The 21,550-nt window shown below is 35.4% G+C and carries 16 protein-coding genes, 1 pseudogene, 1 riboswitch and 1 other annotated feature; of the genes and pseudogenes, 13 read left to right on the forward strand and 4 right to left on the reverse strand.

The genetic code is table 11. From position 1 onward, the window contains the following. The 3 genes from BAU23_RS06165 to cls all read left to right on the forward strand — a co-directional run bounded on the left by BAU23_RS06165 (nt 1) and on the right by cls (nt 3,601). The gene (locus BAU23_RS06165; protein WP_016129102.1) at nt 1–1,110 is read left to right on the forward strand and encodes an ABC transporter permease; all 1,110 of its coding nucleotides are present in this window, start codon (nt 1–3) and stop codon (nt 1,108–1,110) included. Between the two features lies 1 nt (nt 1,111). Beyond that, a complete protein-coding gene (locus BAU23_RS06170; protein ID WP_000651866.1) occupies nt 1,112–2,257 on the forward strand; it encodes an ABC transporter permease in 1,146 nt (381 codons plus the stop codon). A 132-nt stretch (nt 2,258–2,389) separates the two neighbouring features. Next, on the forward strand, nt 2,390–3,601 hold the full coding sequence (gene cls, locus BAU23_RS06175; protein WP_000591928.1) for a cardiolipin synthase: 1,212 nt from the start codon (nt 2,390–2,392) through the stop codon (nt 3,599–3,601). A 53-nt stretch (nt 3,602–3,654) separates the two neighbouring features. Here the strand turns inward: cls and pyrH are convergent, their stop codons facing one another. After that, the gene (pyrH, locus tag BAU23_RS06180) at nt 3,655–4,398 is read right to left on the reverse strand and encodes a UMP kinase (RefSeq protein ID WP_000806132.1); all 744 of its coding nucleotides are present in this window, start codon (nt 4,396–4,398) and stop codon (nt 3,655–3,657) included. Between the two features lie 378 nt (nt 4,399–4,776). On the opposite strand from pyrH, the gene BAU23_RS06185 reads away from it, so the two are divergent. The 6 genes from BAU23_RS06185 to BAU23_RS06210 all read left to right on the forward strand — a co-directional run bounded on the left by BAU23_RS06185 (nt 4,777) and on the right by BAU23_RS06210 (nt 14,909). Further along, nucleotides 4,777–6,048: a cation:dicarboxylate symporter family transporter gene (locus BAU23_RS06185; protein ID WP_000713284.1), complete on the forward strand. Its 1,272-nt coding sequence runs from the start codon at nt 4,777–4,779 to the stop codon at nt 6,046–6,048. 24 nt (nt 6,049–6,072) lie between these two features. Further along, on the forward strand, nt 6,073–7,512 hold the full coding sequence (gene aspA, locus BAU23_RS06190) for an aspartate ammonia-lyase (RefSeq protein WP_000224184.1): 1,440 nt from the start codon (nt 6,073–6,075) through the stop codon (nt 7,510–7,512). 74 nt (nt 7,513–7,586) lie between these two features. Beyond that, nucleotides 7,587–9,299, forward strand: coding sequence for an oxaloacetate-decarboxylating malate dehydrogenase (malS, locus tag BAU23_RS06195; RefSeq protein WP_033656728.1), 1,713 nt, complete (start codon nt 7,587–7,589; stop codon nt 9,297–9,299). Between the two features lie 63 nt (nt 9,300–9,362). Beyond that, entirely contained in the window at nt 9,363–10,661 is a 1,299-nt protein-coding gene (locus BAU23_RS06200; protein ID WP_002079124.1) for a sensor histidine kinase, read from the forward strand. 2 nt (nt 10,662–10,663) lie between these two features. Next, entirely contained in the window at nt 10,664–11,596 is a 933-nt protein-coding gene (locus BAU23_RS06205) for a response regulator (RefSeq protein WP_071733783.1), read from the forward strand. Nucleotides 11,597–11,714: 118 nt separating this feature from the next. Next, nucleotides 11,715–14,909, forward strand: a complete 3,195-nt coding sequence (locus BAU23_RS06210) for a DEAD/DEAH box helicase (RefSeq protein WP_071733785.1) — start codon at nt 11,715–11,717, stop codon at nt 14,907–14,909. 151 nt (nt 14,910–15,060) lie between these two features. Here BAU23_RS06210 and BAU23_RS06215 read toward each other — a convergent pair whose 3' ends face one another. Then, nucleotides 15,061–15,195, reverse strand: a complete 135-nt coding sequence (locus tag BAU23_RS06215; RefSeq protein WP_000047588.1) for a DUF3934 domain-containing protein — start codon at nt 15,193–15,195, stop codon at nt 15,061–15,063. A 408-nt stretch (nt 15,196–15,603) separates the two neighbouring features. Beyond that, nucleotides 15,604–15,863 (forward strand) — a binding site (T-box leader). 70 nt (nt 15,864–15,933) lie between these two features. On the opposite strand from BAU23_RS06215, the gene asnA reads away from it, so the two are divergent. The 3 genes and pseudogenes from asnA to BAU23_RS06235 form a co-directional block, all read left to right on the forward strand. After that, on the forward strand, nt 15,934–16,917 hold the full coding sequence (gene asnA / locus BAU23_RS06225) for an aspartate--ammonia ligase (protein WP_071733787.1): 984 nt from the start codon (nt 15,934–15,936) through the stop codon (nt 16,915–16,917). A 135-nt stretch (nt 16,918–17,052) separates the two neighbouring features. After that, on the forward strand, nt 17,053–17,166 hold the full coding sequence (locus tag BAU23_RS06230; protein ID WP_000052040.1) for a helix-turn-helix transcriptional regulator: 114 nt from the start codon (nt 17,053–17,055) through the stop codon (nt 17,164–17,166). A 128-nt stretch (nt 17,167–17,294) separates the two neighbouring features. Then, nucleotides 17,295–17,633: pseudogene (locus BAU23_RS06235) on the forward strand (helix-turn-helix domain-containing protein); the annotation flags it as partial. Nucleotides 17,634–17,923: 290 nt separating this feature from the next. Here the strand turns inward: BAU23_RS06235 and BAU23_RS06240 are convergent. Together BAU23_RS06240 and BAU23_RS06250 are read right to left on the reverse strand one after the other, a co-directional pair. After that, nucleotides 17,924–18,376 carry a VOC family protein gene (locus BAU23_RS06240; protein WP_016129107.1) on the reverse strand — a complete coding sequence of 151 codons (453 nt, stop codon included), beginning with the start codon at nt 18,374–18,376 and terminating at the stop codon, nt 17,924–17,926. 452 nt (nt 18,377–18,828) lie between these two features. Then, entirely contained in the window at nt 18,829–20,058 is a 1,230-nt protein-coding gene (locus BAU23_RS06250) for an aspartate kinase (protein WP_071733789.1), read from the reverse strand. 202 nt (nt 20,059–20,260) lie between these two features. Then, a riboswitch (Lysine riboswitch) is annotated at nt 20,261–20,447 on the reverse strand. A 192-nt stretch (nt 20,448–20,639) separates the two neighbouring features. Here BAU23_RS06250 and BAU23_RS06260 point away from each other — a divergent pair. After that, on the forward strand, nt 20,640–21,548 hold the full coding sequence (locus tag BAU23_RS06260) for a DoxX-like family protein (RefSeq protein WP_000676663.1): 909 nt from the start codon (nt 20,640–20,642) through the stop codon (nt 21,546–21,548). Nucleotides 21,549–21,550: the final 2 nt, after the last annotated feature.

The following is a 21,550-nucleotide window of genomic DNA, read 5'->3' on the forward strand; positions in this document are numbered from 1 at the left end:
TTGAACATCTTCAATATTGCAGTTATGCATATTAAAAGAGATTTCAGGGACGTAAGAACTTTAGTTTTTATGTTAGCATTTCCGATTGTACTTATGCTTGTGTTAGGAACAGCGTTAACGAATGCATTTGATAGCGATAGTCAAGCAATTAAAGATATACAAGTGCTCTACAAAGATGAAGCGAGTAGCACATTTTCTCAATCGTTCGAAGCATTTACGAAAGAAGTCGATAAATCGGGTATTCATTTTAAAAAAGCTTCCGGCAGTATAGATGGGAAAGAAGAAGTGAAGCAAAATAAATATGCTGCTTATGTAGAGTTAAATAAAGATGGTGCAAAATTTTACGGAAGTGACAAAAGTAGTGTTGAGGGAAGTATTGTGGAAGGCATGCTTACAACATTTGTTGATAAGTACAATGTAGCGGCCGAAGTTGCAAAAGTAGATCCTAGTAAGGTGAGCACAGTTTTTTCAAGCGGAAATCATAATGATTATATAAAAGAAACATCTTTACAAGCTGCGAAAAAACCAGGTTCTATGGATTACTACGCGGTTGTAATGACAACGATGATTGCACTATATGCTGCGATGGGAGCGAGTTCTTTAATTCGAGGAGAACGAATACGTAAAACAGGAGATCGTCTCATTGCTGCACCTATCAGTAAGGCTGAAATATTCATTGGAAAAGTACTTGGTAGCCTAGTAGCAAATGCTCTGTGCATATTACTCGTCATGTTATTTAGTAAATTTGTTTTTCAAGCGAATTGGGGCGACCATCTTGGAATCATATTTCTTATTTTATTAACACAAATCTTCCTAGCAATTAGCTTCGGTTTAGGAATCGGATATATTACAAAAACACCGGAATCATCTAGAGCGATTATTATGGTTATTGTGCAATTAGCATCTATTTTTGGTGGTGCATATTTCGTAATAGAAGAAAATTTTGTTACGAATTTATCACCATTAACGTGGGCAAACACAGCTATTATGAAAATTATTTATGCAAATGATGTAGGAGCAGCACTGCCGGTAATATGTTTAAATCTTGGCATTTCGGCACTCTTTTTATTAATTGCAATTATTGCATTACGTAGACGGGAGGGGCTATAGTATGAAAGATATTTTATGGCTCATACAAAAAACGTTATCTGTACTTTTGAAAAATAAAAAAGGGTTATTCATTATTATTAGTTTGCCGATAATCGGAACGCTAATCTCTTTCTCAATGTATGGGAATGTGGGGCAAGGGACGTTAAATATCGGGGTTATAAATAAAGAAAATCAATCTATAGCAAATGATACGGTGAAATTTTTAGAAGGATTAAATCATGTAAAGGTAAGTAAAATTAAAGAATCTGAAGTAGAAGATAAACTCACTTCCAAAAAACTTGATGGAGTTATTACATTAGATTCTGGTTTTTCAAAAAGTGTTCGAGAAGGGAAACCAGCTCATATTGAAATTTCATCGATTAAAGGTGATCAAGTAACAGGATTTATAAAATCATATTTATACAATTATGTTGATAATATCGCTGCGATTAGTAAAGTAGCAGGAACAGAGCAAAGTACATTTGATAATATGTACGCAGGATATCAAAAAGGTTCAATTAAAATGAAAACTGAGACGCTAGAAGATACTTCGAAAAATAAAGATATGACAAACCAAACGATGGGTTACCTTATTATGTTTATGCTATTTTCAGCAGCGAACTTATCAGGTTATATTTTAAAAGAAAAAGAAAATAGAACGTATTTTAGACTCTTATCAACGCCGATAGATGGGAAGAAATTTATATTATCTAATGTCGGGGTAAATATGATGCTATTAACAGTACAAATTCTGATTACAATCTTATTCTTAACGAATGTTTTTCATATAAATATCAATATGCCTTTCGTAGTGATGATTGGTGTACTCATGCTATTTGCGTTAATAGCGATTGGAATATCGTTAGTCCTTGTCGCTTTTTCGAAAAACTCAGCATCGGCAAATGCACTGCAAAATATGATCATTGTACCGACATGTTTACTCGCTGGATGCTATTTTCCGTATGACATTATGCCAAAAGCGGTACAAAAAGTAGCTGATTTTCTTCCGCAGAGATGGCTATTAGACACAGTATCAAAACTACAACAAGGAATTCCAATTTCAGATTTGTATTTAAATATTTTAATTTTATTCGCTTTCGCGATAGCATTCTTCTTAATTGCTATTTATAAGTTTGGAAGAAATAATGATGCGAGGAATTTTGTTTAATGAAAAAAGGTGTGGCGTAATGCCACGCCTTTTTTATATTCGTAATTAAAAGTAAGAAATACATTTCGTATGAAAAAATAATTTAATGAAACACTACGAAATAGTAAGTAATATGAGCGGAAGGAAATCAAAATGATTAAAAAGATATTGCGAGTTACTTCTATTATTATTGCTATTTTCGTTTTTATTTTAATTTGGATGCATATCGATGTTACTGTAGGCAGGAAAATGGAAGCTGGGAAAAATATGCCGACAGAGTATGCACCTCATTATAGTGACTTTCAATTATATGTAGAAGGGAAGTCGTTTTATAAACAATTATTTACTGATATAAGAGAAGCGAAGCAGTCTATTTACACGTATTTTTTTATTTTGTCGGATGATAAAAGTAGCCATACTTTTTTAAACTTATTAAAAGAGAAGGCGAAAGAAGGAGTAAACGTCTATTTATCGGTTGATCGCATTAATGATTTATCATTTGAAAGAAAGATGAAAAATGAATTGCGGGAAAGTGGTGTACATTTTACATATAGTAGAAAACCTGAATTGCCATTCGGATTTTATTCACTTCACCATCGTAATCATCGGCGTATTACGACGATGGATGGGGAGATTGGATATACAGGTGGTTTTAATATAGGAGATGAGTACTTAGGGAAAGATAAGCGATTTGGATATTGGCGTGACTATCATGTAAGGATAAGAGGAGAAGGAGCAAAAGATTTAGAGGAACAATTTGCTTTAGATTGGAAGCGAGATACGAAAGAAGATATAAAGAGAAGTACGAATAAAGCCAGTAAAGGGAACACAGTACATACGATGACTAGTTACAATGGTCACCACGTCGCTGAAAAGTATATAGAGTTAATCAAACAAGCGAAACATTCAATCGTAATTACAACGCCTTATTTTATAGCGAAGAATAAAGAGTTAATGAATGCTTTAATTGCGGCGCAAAAACGTGGTGTTACAGTGAAAATACTTTGGTCATATAAACCGGATATACCTCTTATTAAAGAGGCGGCATATCCTTATATCCGTCAAGCTGTTAAAAACGGGATTACTGTGTATGGTTATAAAAAAGGGATGTTTCATGGAAAGTTAATGCTTATTGATAATGAATTAACTGTTATCGGTACAACGAACATAACTGCACGTAGCTTCTATATAAATGATGAGATGAATTTGTATATTCATGGTGGACCTATCATAGCGCAAGTGAATGAGGCGTTAACGCAAGACATTGGTGATTCGAAAGAGATGACAGAAACATTTTTTGACAACTTATCTTTCTGGGAGCGTTGTAAAGAGAAAGTAGTTGGATGGGTTGATTTTTATTTGTGATGATTAACGAACAAAGGGTGTCTATAAAAGGCACCCTTTGTTAATGGAAAATACTATTTTTCATGCACAAGCATCGAAACATCATCATTAATCAATGTCCCAACATGTTCACCTAAACAAATTCTTTTCATAACGCCAGGCTCATCAAAGTTAAAGACGTGTGCCGGTAAATTATAATCTCGAGCAAGCAATAAAGCCGCTTGATCCATTACTTGTATGTTTTGCCTAACAACATCGTTATAGTTCAGTTTTCGATACATTTTCGCTGATTTATTATGTTTCGGATCACTTGTAAAGACGCCGTCGACTCCTTGTTTTGCGACTAAAATGGCGTCGCTATTCATTTCAATGGCTCTTTGTACACTTGGATAATCTGTTGTAACGAATGGTTGCCCGTTACCACCACCGAATATGACAACATAACCGTTATCTAAATGATGTACTGCACGTAAGCGAATATATGGTTCAGCTACTGCATTAAAAGGGATGGAAGTCATAACGCGTACTTCTCTATCTGTTTTACTTGTTAAAACGCCGCGAAGCATTAAGCTGTTAATAATCGTACCTAGCGTACCGATATTATCAGCTTCTACACGATCAATTCCCCATTCTTCAGCTAGATGACCTCTGAAAATGTTACCGCCGCCGATGACAATGGATACTTCGATATCTAGGTCAATAATGGATATTATTTCGTTTGCGATATGTTCTAACCGTTTGGAGTTAAAGCTATTTCCTGATTGATCAGCAAGCGCGCCACCGCTTAGTTTAATTAAGACGCGTTTATATGGTTTCATAACAATTCCCCCTATATAAATGGCAATAAAAAAGGAACAAAGGCGAATGCCCTTGTTCCTTACTGAGAAAATGAAAAAGAAAAGAAGAAGATAGGCTGAATTTCTGTACATAATTTTTCATAACATCCACTCCTTTTCATTTCGATTTATTGTAAGTGTATATCTTTTTGATTATACAAAACAATCTGATTACTTATCAAGTATATTTTATCGCTTTTTAACAAAATGGTGTCAATGAAAAATTGGAGAAAAATATTTGAATTTTTTGTGACGAACTTGTAGGTTTTTGTATGATTTTGTAGGTTCGCCTATATGATGTGTGAGTAAGCTTTTATAAATACTAAATGAAAGCGTTCGCATAAAAGGGGATGAACATAAATGAAAAAATTCGGATTGGCAACACAAATTTTTGTCGCACTTGTTTTAGGGATTGTAGTAGGGGCAATCTTTTATGGCAATAAAACGGCGATTTCTTATATCACACCAGTTGGGGATATATTTATTCATTTAATTAAGATGATTGTAGTACCGATTGTTATTTCAGCATTAATTGTTGCGGTAGCTGGTGTAGGAGATATGAAAAAGCTTGGGAAACTAGGCGGGAAAACAATTCTTTATTTCGAAATTATTACGACAATTGCTATTTTAATGGGATTACTTGCAGCGAATATATTCCAGCCAGGTACTGGCGTTGATATGAGTAATTTACAGCAAAGTGATATTTCTTCTTATAAACAAACAGCAGATGCTACAGAGAAGAAAGGCTTTGCAGAAACGATTGTTCATATTGTACCGAAAAATATATTTGAGTCTATTACACAAGGTGACTTATTACCGATTATATTCTTCTCAGTACTATTCGGTTTAGGAGTTGCAGCAATCGGTGAAAAGGGAAAGCCTGTTTTTAACTTTTTTGAAGGTGTACTCGAAGCAATGTTTTGGGTTACAAATCAAGTGATGAAATTCGCACCATTTGGTGTATTCGCATTAATTGCTGTTACGGTTGCAAAATTTGGTGTAGCGACACTACTTCCTTTAGGAAAACTAGTGCTAGCTGTATACGTAACTGTTATACTATTCGTTGTGATTGTATTAGGTATTAATGCACGAATGGTTGGAGTAAACATTTTTACATTAATGAAAATTTTAAAAGAAGAACTTATTCTTTCATTTACGACAGCAAGTTCAGAAGCTGTTTTACCTAATATAATGAGAAAAATGGAAGAGTTCGGTTGTCCAAAGGCAGTTGCCTCTTTCGTAATTCCGACAGGTTATACATTTAACTTGACTGGATCGGCTATTTATCAAGCTTTAGCGGCATTGTTTGTTGCACAAATGTACGGTGTGCACATGTCGCTGACAGAGCAAATCACGTTATTATTCGTTCTCATGTTAACATCCAAGGGTATGGCGGGAGTTCCAGGTGCATCATTCGTTGTTGTATTAGCGACGTTAGGATCAATGGGCTTACCGTTAGAAGGTATCGCATTAATTGCGGGAATTGACCGTATTTTAGATATGATTCGCTCAGCTGTCAATGTATTAGGAAATGCATTAGCTGCCATTGTTATGTCGAAGTGGGAAGGCGAATTCGATAATGAGAAAGCAAAACAATATGTAGAAACAGTCAACCAAACAAAAGCAGCATAAGAAATCGTTAAGGAGTGAAAAGTCATGGCAACATTAACTGAAGTTAAAAATGGAGTACGAATTGAAAAAGATTTTTTAGGTGAAAAAGAAGTACCAAACTATGCATACTACGGCGTACAAACAATGCGTGCAGTTGAAAACTTCCCAATTACAGGATACAAAATTCATGAAGGTTTAATTAAAGCGTTCGCAATTGTAAAGAAAGCTGCAGCACTTGCTAATACAGATGTAGGAAGATTGGAATTGAATAAGGGCGGCGCGATCGCAGAAGCAGCTCAAGAAATTCTTGATGGAAAATGGCATGATCATTTCATCGTAGATCCAATTCAAGGCGGAGCAGGTACTTCAATGAACATGAATGCAAATGAAGTCATGGCCAATCGTGCTCTTGAATTATTAGGAATGGAAAAGGGAGACTATCATTATATTAGTCCAAATAGTCATGTAAACATGGCGCAATCAACGAACGATGCATTCCCAACAGCGATTCATATTGCAACATTAAATGCATTAGAAGGCTTATTACAAACGATGGGTTATATGCATGATGTATTTGAATTAAAAGCAGAACAGTTCGACCATGTTATTAAAATGGGTCGTACACATTTACAAGACGCTGTGCCAATTCGTCTTGGACAAGAATTTAAAGCGTACTCTCGCGTACTTGAACGTGATATGAAACGTATCAAGCAATCACGTCAACATCTATATGAAGTAAATATGGGAGCAACTGCAGTTGGTACAGGCTTAAATGCAGATCCAGAATATATTGAAGCAGTTGTAAAGCATTTAGCTACAATTAGTGAACTACCACTTGTTGGTGCAGAAGACTTAGTAGATGCAACGCAAAATACGGATGCATATACAGAAGTATCAGCAGCACTTAAAGTATGTATGATGAATATGTCTAAAATTGCGAATGACCTTCGCTTAATGGCATCAGGTCCACGTGTTGGTTTAGCGGAAATTATGCTACCAGCTCGTCAACCAGGTTCATCAATTATGCCAGGGAAAGTAAATCCTGTTATGCCAGAAGTAATTAATCAAATTGCGTTCCAAGTAATTGGTAACGACCATACAATTTGCCTTGCTTCAGAAGCAGGACAATTAGAATTAAATGTTATGGAACCAGTACTTGTTTTCAACTTACTTCAATCTATTAGCATTATGAATAACGGTTTCCGTGCCTTTACAGATAATTGCTTAAAAGGAATTGAAGCGAATGAAGATCGCTTAAAAGAGTATGTTGAGAAGAGTGTAGGAATTATTACAGCCGTGAACCCTCATATCGGCTATGAAGCAGCAGCTCGCGTTGCGAAAGAAGCAATTGCGACAGGGCAATCCGTTCGAGAACTATGTGTGAAAAATGGTGTATTATCACAAGAAGAATTAGAGTTAATTCTAGATCCATTCGAAATGACACACCCAGGGATTGCAGGGGCAACTCTTTTAAAGAAAAATTAAAAGAAGAGGGGGACAATCCCCTCTTTTTTGTTTACAATATAGAAATGCTATATATGAATAGAGGTAGGGATGTTATGAGTAAGTTTACAGTGGCTTCTAATGGTTCATTAGAAACGACATTAAGAGGAGTAGAAGTATTATCAACACCACTTTTAAATAAAGGGGTAGCTTTCACGCAAGAAGAAAGAGAAGAATTAGGTTTAAAAGGGTTATTACCGCCAGCGGTTTTAACACTAGATGAACAAGCACGTAGAGCGTATGAGCAATTCTGTTCTCAGCCGGATGATTTATTAAAGAATGTATACTTAACAGCGTTACATGATCGAAATGAAGTGTTATTTTATCGTATTTTAACAAATCATTTACGTGAAATGTTACCAATCGTATATACACCTACTGTTGGTGTAGCAATTCAAAGATATAGCCATGAATATCGTAAACCACGCGGTGTTTATTTATCAGTTAATGATCCTTCAGGTATTGAAGAAGCATTTGCAAATATCGGTGCAACAGCTGAGAATATTGATTTAGTTGTTGTAACAGATGGAGAAGGTATATTAGGAATTGGTGACTGGGGTGTTGGTGGTATTAACATCGCGATCGGAAAGTTAGCTGTATATACGGCCGCAGTTGGAATCGATCCTAGTCGTGTATTACCAGTAATTTTAGATGTAGGTACAAATCGTGAGGAACTATTAAATAATCCATTTTATATTGGAAATCGTCATCCACGTGTAACTGGTGAAGCTTACGATGAATTTATTGATACATTTGTACAAGCAGTAGGCAATAAGTTCCCGAAAGCGCTTTTACATTGGGAAGACTTCAGTTCTCGAAATGCACGAAAAATTTTAGATAAATATCGTCATGACGTTTGTACATTTAATGATGATATTCAAGGTACAGGTGCAGTTTCACTTGCTGCAGTATTATCGGCAGTGAAAGCTTCGGGTGTACCACTAAGTGAACACCGCGTTGTTGTATTTGGTGCTGGTACGGCTGGAATCGGTATCGCAGATCAAGTTAGAGATGCGATGGTCCGCGTAGGCGTATCAGAAGAAGAATCATATAAGCGTTTCTGGTGTATTGATCGTAACGGGTTAGTTACAGATAATATGGAAGATCTTCTTGATTTCCAAATGCCGTATGCAAGAAAAGAAGCGGAAGTAAGTGAGTGGAAACAAAATGATGTGATCGGACTTGCTGAAGTTGTAAAACATGTAAAACCGACAATTTTAATCGGTACATCAACTGTTGCAGGCGCGTTTAAAGAAGAAATTATTAAAGAAATGGCTTCTCACGTTGAAAGACCAATTATTTTACCAATGTCGAATCCGACGCCACTTGCTGAAGCAAAACCAGTAGATTTAATTGAGTGGACAGAAGGAAGAGCATTAGTTGCAACAGGAAGTCCATTTGAACCAGTTACATATAACGGTGTAACGTATGTGATTGGACAATCAAATAATGCACTTATTTTCCCAGGGCTTGGTCTTGGAACAATTGTGGTACGTGCAAGCGTCATGACTGATGGAATGTTCGCAGCAGCTGCTGAAGCGGTTGCAAGCATGGTAGACACAAGTCAGCCAGGAGCACCTATTTTGCCAGAAGTTGAAGAGTTACGTAATATCTCGGAAATGGTTGCAATTGAAGTAGCGAAAGTTGCTGTTGCAGAAGGTGTAGCTAGAGAGAACTTAAGTGATAACGATATTAAGATTGCAGTGAAAGAAGCAATCTGGGAGCCAGAGTATCGCCAAATAAAAGCGGTAGAAAAGGTTAGAATATAGAAATAAAGCCCGTTTATAAAAATAAGCGGGCTTTCACTTTTATTGCCGAAAAAAGTATAGGAAGTGGCACCTTTGAATTGGAATCAGTTATGGAAGAAAGATATATCCCTTTTAATTATATTAATGGTAGTTGTTCCGATTGCTGGAGAGCTTAATTTTCATCCTTTTAATGATATGTTTCGTGTTAGCTTTGGGACACCGCTTTTCTTCTTTTTATTACTATTTTTAAGAAGAATACCAGCAGCGGCTGCAGGTATTCTTGTTGGTATATGTGTCGTTTTATTCCGCGTATGTCTTGACTGGGTTATGCAAGGTTCATTTCATATGACAGAATCATTTTATTTGCGTTATCCTGTGTTCTTTTATTATTTTATTTATGGAAGTCTTTTTTCACTTTGTAGGGTAAATAAGTTTCATCAGAAACCAATCGTTATTGGATGCCTTGGAATTACAATTGAAATTATCGCAAGTATGTCAGAACTAGCGATTTATCATATGGTCGTGCTCGGTACAACGATAACAGTTTCTGAAGTAAATAAACTTATCATTATTGCTATTTTCCGTAGTTTCTTTGCACTTGGCTTTTTAAATATGATGATTTTATATGAAACGAAATTAAAAGAGTCACAAGTCCGAAAAGAAAATGAAAAAATGTTCATGCACCTTTCAAATTTATATGTTGAATCTGTTCACTTGAAAAAAACGTTACAAAATGCAGAGTTGATTACACAAGAAGCATATCAACTATATCGAAACTTACAAGCGAACGGTGATTCCAGTAGTAAAACAGCATTGAAAATAGCAGGAGAAGTGCACGAAATAAAAAAGGATAATCAAAGAATTTTTGCAGGATTATCTAAACTGCTATTAGATAAAAATGTGGCTGAGTATGTAGAAGGTCATGAACTTGCAGAAATGATTGTAAGAATAAATGAAAAGTATGCTGAAATGCTAGGTAAAGATATACGTTTTTCTAAACATATAGAAGGTGAACACGCTGCATATCACGTGTATACAGTGCTATCAATTTTTAATAACTTAGTTGCGAATGCAGTAGAAGCAATTGAAGATAGAGGTCTCATTCTTATTCAGTTATATAAACGAGATCAACATGTAATCTTTGAAGTAATTGATGATGGACCTGGTATTGCACAAAAGTATAAGAAATTAGTATTTAAGCCCGGGTTTACTTCCAAGTATGATCAAACGGGAACACCGTCAACAGGTATTGGACTTTCTTACATACACGAAATGGTAACAGAGCTCGGCGGAGAAGTAAGGTTAGAAGACAATGAAACTGAAAAAGGGTGTAAGTTTATCGTTTGTTTACCGGAGTGCAGTTTAAAGCAGGAAGGGGAATAGGTTTGTTTTATTATATCGTAGATGATGATGAAGTTTTCCGCTCCATGCTTTCACAAATTATTGAAGATGGCGATCTTGGGGAAGTAATTGGAGAATCGGAAGACGGGGCTTTTATTGAAGCAGATCAACTAAATTTTAAAAAAGTAGATATTTTATTTATTGATTTATTAATGCCAATGCGAGACGGCATTGAAACAGTTCGCCATATCGCATCCTCTTTTACTGGGAAAATTATTATGATTTCTCAAGTTGAATCGAAGCAGCTTATAGGTGAGGCCTATACACTTGGTGTGGAATATTATATTACAAAACCATTAAATAAAATTGAGGTTATATCTGTTGTACGGAAAGTGATGGAACGTATTCGTTTAGAGCGCTCTATATATGATATTCAAAAATCATTGAATAACGTTTTCAAGTGGGAACAGCCGCAAGTTCGAAATGAGCCAATGCAAGAAGGGAAAAAAATAACGGATTCAGGACGCTATTTATTATCAGAACTCGGTATCGCGGGAGAGAATGGAAGTAAAGATTTACTTAGTATGTTGGAATATTTATATGGGCAAGAAAAAGAGCAAACGTTTGAATTTGGATTTCCTGCGCTAAAAGATATCTTTCATCATATAACTATAAGAAAATTAGAGAATATAGCTTCAGATGCAGATATAGATAAGGAGAGAAAAGCATCTGAACAAAGGGTACGTAGAGCGATTTATCAATCGTTAAATCACTTAGCTTCCCTTGGATTAACAGACTTTTCAAATCCAAAATTTGAAAGTTATGCTCCGAAATTTTTTGATTTCACTGTAGTTAGAAAACGGATGACAGAAATGACAAAGGAAGAAGTAGCAACTTCTGGACATACGCGAATTAATACGAAAAAATTTATTCAAGTGTTGTATTTTGAGGCGAAACGGTTGATGGAGATAGGGTGAAAAAAGATGCTTATATACGAGCATCTTTTTTTATTAAATCTACATTTTATATTTTCTCGTAGAGCATGTAAAATGTTAGTTAAGAGAAACTGGTTTTAAATTAAGGAAGTGTCAAAAAATGAGTTTTGTATTAAACAAATCGATTATTAAAGAAGTATGCGGAGAGACCTCATATAAAAGAGGCGAAGCTTATTATAAATCAAATAAAGTAATAATAAATCATTATGATGAAAATAAAGAAATTTGCGAGGCGACGGTAAAAGGGAACGAAGATTTTCATGTTACAGTAGAAAAAGCTAAAAAAGGTGATGTTGTTGCGAAATGTAGTTGTCCTTCGTTAGCGTCTTTTCAAACATACTGTCAACATGTTGCGGCAGTATTGATACAAATAAATTATAATCAGCAAACCGGTGGAATGGTGCCTATTAGTAGCGGAAATGAACAATTAACAAGCGGGATGTTTCAGTTGTTTGCAGACAAACCACTGCGGCCAAAAAGTAAACAACACCGCTTTGATACACGTGAATTACTTCATGTTGAATTTATTTGTACACCAGTAGTTACGAAAAAGGGCGGGGCACTTCTAGGAATTCAGTTGAAACTTGCCAAAACGTATTTCGTAAATCATATTAGAGAATTTCTTTCTAATGTGGAGAAAAGAGAACCTTTTAATTGTTCCAATGAATTTACATACACACCAGATGTACATAGCTTTAGGCAAGAAACGGATGCGATTATTCAGCAACTTATTAAAATGTATCATAACGAAAAAATGTATGAAGATACACTCGAAGTACATGCAAAACAAGATGATAGCATGATTTTAATACCGCCAGCTTCGTGGATGGATATGCTTTCTTTCCTTTCTAAAGCTGAGTTTGTCAGACTTAATCAAGATGGACAATCTTTTCACGGTTTACAAATTTCAAAAGGACTACTTCCTTTACATTTTGAGTTTAATAAAGGGAGTAACGGTGGGTTTACACTTTATATTGACGGCTTACAACAAGTAGATGTAATGGATACGTATAGTTATGCTCTATTTGGAGGGAAACTGTATCAGTTGAACGCTGAGGATTGCAAGCGGCTTATCGGATTACAAAAAATGATGAATCGTTCTAGTAGTAACCAATTGTTTATTCCAGCAGATAAGATGGAGCACTTTGTAGCAAAAGTTGTACCAGGGTTAATGAAGCTAGGAACTGTGCGAATAGATGAGGTAGTATCAGATCGTGTTGAAACACCCGCATTAAAAGCGAAATTATATTTAGATCGAGTGAAAAACCGCTTATTAGCAGGTCTTGAATTTCACTATGGAAACGTCCTGATTAATCCGTTAGAAGAGGATGGACAGCCGTCTGTTTTTAATCGTGATGAGAAAAAGGAAAAAGAGATTTTAGACATTATGCGTGAAAGTGCCTTTGCGAAAACGGAAGGCGGTTATTTTATGCATAATGAAGAAGCTGAGTATAATTTTTTATATCATGTTGTTCCAACGTTAAAAGGTTTAGTTGATATTTATGCGACGACAGCAATCAAATTACGTATTCATAAAGGAGACACCGCTCCTCTTATAAGGGTTAGAAGGAAAGAGAGAATTGATTGGTTATCATTCCGCTTTGATATAAAAGGTATTCCAGAGGCAGAAATTAAAGGGGTATTAGTTGCTCTTGAGGAGAAGCGAAAATATTATCGTTTAGCAAGTGGTTCCCTACTATCACTTGAGAGTAAAGAGTTTAATGACATTAATCAGTTTATAAAAGAGTCTAGTATTCGAAAAGAGTTTTTAAAGGGAGAAGAAATAGACGTCCCTCTTATTCGTAGTGTGAAATGGATGAATTCACTACAAGAAGGAAATGTTTTAAGTTTAGATGAGTCTGTTCAAGAGTTAGTAGAAAATATTCAAAATCCGAAAAAATTAAAGTTTGCTGTGCCAAATACGTTAAATGCAGAAATGAGAGATTATCAAGTATACGGATTTCAGTGGATGAAAACACTCGCACATTACCGTTTTGGGGGTGTTTTAGCAGACGATATGGGACTAGGAAAAACGTTGCAAAGCATTGCTTTTATAGATTCTGTTTTGCCGGAAATTCGAGAGAAGAAACTGCCTATATTAGTTGTTTCTCCATCGTCCCTTGTTTACAACTGGCTTAGCGAGTTGAAAAAATTTGCTCCACATATTAGAGCGGTTATTGCCGATGGAAATCAAGAAGAGCGCCGGAAAATTGTAAAAGATATAACGAAATTTGATGTTGTCATTACGTCATACCCTTTACTAAGAAGAGATATAAGGTTATATGCAATACCATTCCATACGTTATTTCTTGATGAAGCACAAGCGTTTAAAAACCCTACAACGCAAACGGCAAGAGCAGTGAAAACGATTCAAGCTGAGTATCGTTTTGGATTAACAGGCACACCTGTAGAAAATTCATTAGAAGAGCTATGGTCTATCTTCCACGTCGTCTTCCCAGAATTATTACCAGGAAGAAAAGAGTTCGGTGATTTAAGACGTGAAGATATTGCGAAGCGGGTAAAACCTTTCGTGTTAAGAAGGTTAAAGGAAGATGTATTACAGGAGCTACCAGAAAAAATTGAGCACATACAATCATCAGAACTTTTACCAGATCAAAAGAGGCTTTACGCAGCTTATTTAGCGAAGTTAAGAGAAGAAACGTTAAAACATTTGGATAAAGATACGTTACGTAAAAATAAAATTCGAGTTTTAGCTGGTTTAACGAGGCTTCGGCAAATTTGTTGTCATCCTGCATTGTTTGTTGATGACTATAAAGGGAGTTCAGCTAAATTTGATCAGCTTCTAGAAATTTTGGAGGAATGCAGAAGTACAGGGAAGAGAATTCTTATCTTTTCCCAATTTACGAAGATGCTTTCGATAATTGGACGTGAATTAAATCGTCAAGCAGTTCCATACTTTTATTTAGACGGGAGTACACCAGCGCAAGAACGTGTAGAGCTATGCAATCGATTTAACGAAGGAGAAGGGGATCTATTTCTTATTTCGTTAAAAGCTGGTGGCACAGGACTAAATTTAACAGGTGCAGATACAGTTATATTGTACGACTTATGGTGGAATCCAGCTGTTGAACAACAAGCAGCGGATAGAGCGTATCGAATGGGACAAAAAAATACAGTGCAAGTGATTAAGTTAGTAGCACATGGAACAATTGAAGAAAAAATGCACGAGTTACAAGAGAGTAAGAAAAATTTAATCGCTGAAATTATCGAACCGGGAGAAGAGAAGTTATCTTCTATTACGGAGGAAGAAATCCGCGATATTCTTATGATTTAATATGGAAAAAGCTATGCTTTCATAGAGATGAAAGCATAGCTTTTTTGTTGTAATAATTATATTTTGTTTTGTACAAAGTAAAGAGATAAAGTGAAACTTTAATTAGTGGAAGTCCTACTGCCCGTTAATGCGGGATAAGACACTATTTATTTTACTTCTTTGTACCTTTACTTTTGTATGGCTTTGCAGCTGCCTTTTTCTTTGCACTTGATTGCCAACGGTTCCATCCTTTACTTCCTGTACCTTGTCCTACACCTTTTTTCGGTTTTGCTTTCGTTTTACTCATATGATCACTCCGTTATATAAAAAATCTTATTTGATAATAGCCAATGTTTTAGAAAAATACTATCGATAAATGACTATGCTTGCTTTAAGTAAAAACAAACTGCTTGAATGCTATAGTATACCATGAAATTGCGAGTAAACTGAAAGGAATTATAAAGAAAATGAAAATAATAAGAAATACTGCGGATTCCATATTTCGAACAATCACACTACTTGTGGTATATATGTTAGTTTCAATTAGTGAAACATTTTTTGGATTGAAGAGACAAAGGAAATAAAAATGTTATATTAAGAACAGTCGGTAAAGACGTAAAATAAAGAATTGAAAAATATTTGGAAACTTTTTGTTGACTTTCTCTATTTTTTGTATAGAATAATCATTAATAAAATGTTTCAGAGATGTGACAACAAAACGACTATGAAAGGACGAGTAGTAGTAGGACGTAGTTTAAGCGAGTCAGGGACGGTGTGAGCCTGATACGAAGCCTATTATGAAGAACCTCCTGGAGTCGCTAACCAAAATCCTTTATAGGAAAGTAGACTTAGCCGGGAACTTCGCCGTTACAAGAAGAACAGTATCGAGATTTTTTCATCTCCGTACTGTATAAGTGAGCAACCTCTGTTGCTAATTTGGGTGGTACCGCGGAACCAAAGCCTTTCGTCCCAGTTTTTTGGGGAAGAAGGGCTTTTTTTGTTGGCTTCTTTTCACAACATCCAAACATTTTAGGAGGAAACCACCATGTATCAATCATTAATGACAGTAAGAGAGACTCAAATCGCAATTAAGGAAGTTAAAACATTTTTCGAGGATCAATTAGCAAAACGCCTTGAATTATTCCGCGTATCTGCACCATTATTCGTAACGAAAAAATCAGGATTAAACGATCACTTAAACGGTGTAGAACGTCCAATTGAATTTGATATGTTACATTCAGGAGAAGAATTAGAAATTGTTCATTCACTAGCGAAGTGGAAAAGATTCGCATTACATGAATACGGATATGAAGCTGGTGAGGGTTTATATACTAACATGAACGCGATTCGTCGTGATGAAGAACTTGATGCAACGCATTCCATTTATGTTGACCAATGGGATTGGGAAAAAATTGTTCAAAAAGAATGGCGTACTTTCGATTACTTACAAAAAACAGTACAAACAATTTATGGAATATTCAAAGAATTGGAAGATCACTTATTTGAAAAGTATCCGTTCCTTGGAAAGTATTTACCAGAAGAAATTGTTTTCGTTACTTCTCAAGAACTAGAAGATAAATATCCAGAATTAACACCGAAAGATCGCGAACATGCAATTGCGAAAGAACATGGTGCAGTCTTTATTATTGGAATTGGAGATGCACTCCGTTCAGGTGAAAAGCACGATGGACGCGCATCCGATTATGATGATTGGAAATTAAACGGTGACATTTTATTCTGGCACCCAGTACTACAAGCTTCATTCGAATTATCATCAATGGGAATTCGTGTTGATAGTAAATCACTTGATGAGCAGTTAACGAAAACGGGAGAAGAATTCAAACGAGAGTATGATTTCCATAAAGGTATTTTAGAAGATGTACTACCATTAACAATTGGTGGTGGTATCGGCCAATCAAGAATGTGTATGTACTTCTTACGTAAAGCACATATCGGTGAAGTTCAATCTTCTGTATGGCCTGACGATTTACGTGAAGCTTGCAAGAAAGAAAACATTCATCTGTTTTAATAGAAGAGAGAGGATAACTCAAAGAGTTATTCTCTCTTTTTCATTGTGTAAACGAATGGTTTACATTGAATTTTACCAATAGTTTCTTTCTTTTTTATCTCCTATTATGTAATAATTTGTTAAAGGAGGGACGTTATGAGCTTAGGACAACAACTTAAAAAATTAAGAGAATCAAAAGGGTATTCACAAGAAGATGTTGCTAAAAAGATTGGTATAACGAGGCAAGCAGTGTATAAAGTGAAACTTTAATCAGTGGGCGATTTATCCTACTGATTATTAGTTGAACCAATCGGGCTTTTATAGGCAGTTAATCGCATCTGGCTGCCTTGATTGTGCTTAAAAGCTTTGATGAGATTTACTGCCTGTTAAAGCGGGGTAAGTGGGAAAATGATAAAAGTTGCCCTGATATTGAAAATTTAATTTTATTGAGCGAAATGTATAATGTTACGCTCGATGAGTTAATAAAAGGGAACCGAAATTTAAAAGAGAAAATACATATTGATGAAGATGAGGATTTTGAGAAAGAGAATGAGTTTGGTTTTTATATTGGGTTTGGTTTGCTAATTATGAGTGCTTTCATTGATTATGAAGGAATTCAAGAGATTTTATTAGGAATTGCACTTTTCATGATGGTCTTTTATTCTGACGTGAAGAAAGTTATTTTGAATGAATTTCGCTCGTTATTTAAAGGGAAAAATATATATGATAAGAAGTGAGAAGAGGCCGTTATATTTCCTGGGAAAGGGTATTGTAAATAACTATATTGTTTTATAATGATTTTTAGATGTAAAGAATATGTTAAAAAGCTGTTTGTATAGAGTCTTGAAATCTATGTGTAAAATGATAATAAAGTTATTTAATTTTAAAAGCTCAAACAAGCATAACCCCCGTTCTAAAGTTAGGACGGGGTTGAAAATCTAAGTTTTATTGAATAAGAATTTTCTTCAAATATTTTTACTTCAGTACTGTATATTTCAGTAAAGACTTTTGATAAAACATTACTTACTTATTTGTTACCGAGTTCTTCCGCTAAACCGATTAAAATTCCTTCGGTTCCACGAATGTAGCAGAGTCGATACGAGTCCTCGTACTGAACTACTTCGCCAACGAGCTGAGCACCATGCTTAGTAAGTCTGGATACCATTTCGTCAATGTCTTCAACGGTGAACATGACGCGCAGATAACCGAGGGCGTTCACAGGAGCTGTCCGATGATCTGCTATAGTAGGTGGGGTGAGGAATCGCGAAAGTTCAATTCGACTGTGGCCATCTGGTGTAACCATCATAGCAATCTCTACGCACTGAGAACCGAGTCCTGTTACGCGACCAGCCCATTCACCTTCGACAGTGGCTCGCCCTTCGAGGTTCAAGCCAATCTCCTCGAAGAAAGATATTGCGTCATCAAGGGATTCTACAACGATGCTGACATTGTCCATTCTTAGTAATTTGTTTTTTGTCATTGTCTTTATCTCCTTATGTGTAAAAATATATTAATTGATCATCCTCATAATTATACTATTAAAAAGTTACAAATTCCTTCTATGCAAAAATACCTTGTCACAGTGTAGGAAAAAGTGACAAGGTGTTTTCGGGTATAGTATATACCATCTTGTTAACGAACAACACTTCGTAAAACATCTACTATTGAAATGTGCGCGAACTTTATTTCGTGAATGCTATCATGTTCAAGTGGTTTCAAGAACTTGATACTGTAGTTGCTATTCGATAAAATAACTTCGACTTCCCCACAAAATATTCCTATCCTGTACGCCATTAAATGGCCCGATTGTTGTAAACGACTTTATTTTAACGTAAATAACTTTCTTGTCACTCTATACAATGCAAACAGCTTTCTATTTATATAGGTAGGAAATAGATTCATATAATTTATTGTAAGTTTTACCGGTGGAAATTAGCTCATTTGCACTAAAGGCTCAATTTTCGCCATAAATGATTGATGTAGTGCTTCAACACCATCTACTAAGTGAATACGGTCAATTACAACTGATACTTTAATTTCCGATGTACTTACCATTTTAATATGAATACCGCCTTCTTTTAAAGTAGTAAACATATTCGCAGCGACACCTGGGTTAGATACCATACCTGATCCTACAATTGATACTTTTGCTAAATGGTTTTCATATTCTACAGATTCATAGTGAAGTGCTTCTTGATTTTGTTCCAATACTTCTAATGTTTCTCTTAAATCATTAGAATGGATTGAGAAAGAGAGGTGAACAGTTCCTTCATTTGTAATACTTTGAATAATAATATCTACATTAATATGTGCCACTGCTAATGTAGAGAAAACTGTTGAAAGTGCACCTTGTTCTAATCCTTTAATTGTGACGCGTGTAATATTATCCTCAAATGCAATACCTTTAACGATTGATTGTTGTTCCATGTTACATTCTCCCCTTACAATTGTTCCGTTTTCTTGTTCCATACTTGATCGTACTTCTAAAACTACATTATGATTTTTAGCAAATTCAACAGCGCGTGGGTGTAACACGCCAGCACCGAGATTGGCAAGCTCTAACATTTCGTCATAAGAAATTTCATCTAATTTATAAGCATCTTGTACAACGCGTGGATCAGTCGTATATACGCCGGTCACATCCGTATAAATATCACATTTTTTTGCTTTTAATGCCGCTGCTAATGCAACAGCAGTCGTATCAGAACCACCGCGTCCAAGCGTTGTAATTTCATGTTTTTCACTAACGCCTTGGAAGCCAGCTACAATAACAATCGTACCTTCAGTAAGATAAGACTGAATTCGATCTGTATGAATGTCAGTAATCCGTGCACTACTATGTACAGATTCTGTCGTAATACCAGCTTGCCACCCTGTTAATGAAATTGCGTTATAACCTTTTGTTTGTAGTGCCATTGTTAATAATGAAATGGTTACTTGTTCTCCTGTAGATAGGAGCATATCCATTTCACGTTTACTTGGATTTTCAGTAATAGCGTTAGCAAGTGCGACAAGTTCATCTGTACTTTTTCCCATTGCTGAAACGACAGAGACAATGCTATGTCCTCGTTCATATTCTTCAATAATTAAATTTGCTACATGTTGAATGCGTTCGACGCTTCCAACAGAAGTACCGCCAAACTTTTGTACAATCGTTTCCATTACGAATTCCTTCTTTCGTCCATTTTTAAGAATAGGTTAGGACATATACAAATCCCAATATTCCTGTAGTTACCAGAGAGAAAAACAAAAAACACCATCTCAAATAAGTGAGGATGGTGCTGTTACAGGAAAAGGGAAACAGAAAACGGAGCTAATAAAAAAACCGCCAAAAAAGGAATATCATAAAAAATGATATCTCTTTTTTGTAGATAGCTCTTCACACGTACATGTCTGTACATATGACAGTTCTGTTTCTATTCGAAAACAGCCCCAATCGATAAATGCAGAGAAATTTATCAATTTCGGCAACACTTCCTTTCTTCTAAATTCATAGACATCTCTGTGTCTCCTTTAGAATACTTATAAGCGTTGCAACCTCTATCTCACGTTTTAGGCGAGAGTGTTTGATTTATAAAGTTGTTGGTAACATTTGTTTTATAATAATTTAAATTTTTCAGGGAATCAAGTGTTTTGTATATTTTTTAAAAATTCCATCTTTTTTGGGGGTTAGTTTGTGAAAAGTGTAGCAAAATAAATTCATAGCATGTACATTAAATTTATAGTGCATAGGAGGTGGAAGAATGAAGGGGAAAAAGCCTATTTATGTTTCAGCAGAAATGAACACAACAATGGAAAAATTATGGGGATATACACAGGAACCAGATATACACACAGAATGGGATGCTCGCTTTACTGAAATTTCGTATTTAGAGAAAAAAGAAGGAGAACCGCAGAAGTTTTTATATAAAACTAAAATTGGATTTGGACTTGAAATAGCTGGTGAAGGGGAATCGATAGGAGAAATAAGAAAAGAAACGGGTGAACGGATTTCTTCTTTAAAATTTTGGACAGATAATAAATTATCACTTATTCAAATGGGGCGTGGTTATTGGAAGTATACACCGCGTAAAGAACATATTTATTTTGAGACGCAATATGATTATGATACAAGGTTTGGTCGTATAGGAAATATGATAGATTCATATGTTTTTCGACCCTTATTAGGTTGGGCGACAGCATGGAGTTTTGATGCTTTAAAATTATGGTTAGAAAAGGGACTTCATCCTAAGTTGCTAATTAGAAGAACAATGACGTATTGGCTCGTTTGCTTTCTATTTGCCTTCGTATGGTTATATCAAGGGATTGTACCAAAATTGATGTTTACTCATTCAGAAGAAGTAAAGATGCTTTCTGCACTAATCGGATCGAATGAAAGTAGTATTTTTATACTTAAAATAGTTGGATTTTTAGAAATAATATGGGGTGTTATGTGGCTATTGCCACTTCAAAAGCGAAAACTATTTATATTGCATATTATATTGTTGATAGTTTTAACATTAGCGGCAGGATCGACGAATATCGCTAGTTTTACGCAACCATTTAATCCAATTACATTAAACCTTCTTTTAATAGGGTTATCGATTGTCGGTTATATGAATTGCACTAATTTGCCAAGCGCAAAAAATTGCAAGAGGAAGAGAAAGGGATAAAT

It is taken from the genome of Bacillus nitratireducens, assembly GCF_001884135.1.
Lineage (GTDB): Bacteria > Bacillota > Bacilli > Bacillales > Bacillaceae_G > Bacillus_A > Bacillus_A nitratireducens.